General features: G+C 45.2%; 1 protein-coding gene and 2 pseudogenes. All 3 read left to right on the top strand.

Features of this window, described 5'->3' with window-relative positions:
* Positions 1 to 186: pseudogene (locus tag ACFIJR_RS09265) on the top strand (phage tail protein); the annotation flags it as partial.
* On the top strand, positions 183 to 437 hold the full coding sequence (locus ACFIJR_RS09270) for a tail protein X (protein ID WP_375649998.1): 255 nt from the start codon (positions 183 to 185) through the stop codon (positions 435 to 437). The pseudogene ACFIJR_RS09265 and the gene ACFIJR_RS09270, both read left to right, overlap by 4 nt.
* A pseudogene (locus tag ACFIJR_RS09275) lies at positions 437 to 564 on the top strand (late control protein); the annotation flags it as partial. The gene ACFIJR_RS09270 and the pseudogene ACFIJR_RS09275, both read left to right, overlap by 1 nt.

The raw sequence follows: 564 nt of genomic DNA on the forward strand, positions 1-564 counted from the left end.
ACCTATAGTGTCCTTCTCCATGGTCCCGTGGTGATCACCACGATCAATAAAGACCACGACTATATTAGTCGCTCTGGTCAATCCCAGCGCATCCGCTATTCCATTACTCTCTTGCCCTTTTTTAATGGCGGAAAACCACAAGGTCAATATCAGGTGGGACAAACCCAAGTGGGACAAATTCTATGAAGATACCAGAAAAGCATGTTGTTGTAGAGCTAGAGGATATGAGTCTTGATCTTATCTGCTTTCACCATGCCATGGCAGTGTTCAGAGACCGGAGGCAAGCTGGTTTACTCAAAGGCTATTTAGAAGCCACCTTGGAAGCTAATCCAGAGATTGCCAAATATGGTGTGTTTTTACCGCGGGGCTTAAAGGTCATTCTGCCTGAGTTTGTGTTGTCTAATCCCCAAAGCATGGTGAAGAGGTTATGGGATTAATGCGCACATACCCCTTTATTGTGGTCAAGGTGGGAGATAAACCTGTTCATGAGGTTTTTTACCAGCGTCTTTTAACCGCAACCATTACGGACCATGCCGGTAATGAAGCCGATACATTTGAAGCAGA

The organism is Bartonella sp. OD88NMGDW (assembly GCF_042193775.1).
Lineage (GTDB): Bacteria > Pseudomonadota > Alphaproteobacteria > Rhizobiales > Rhizobiaceae > Bartonella > Bartonella grahamii.

Excerpts from the sequence above, each read along its gene's own strand:
- ACFIJR_RS09270 (WP_375649998.1), top strand. The coding sequence starts at position 183 with ATGAAGATACCAGAAAAGCATGTTGTTGTAGAGCTAGAGGATATGAGT.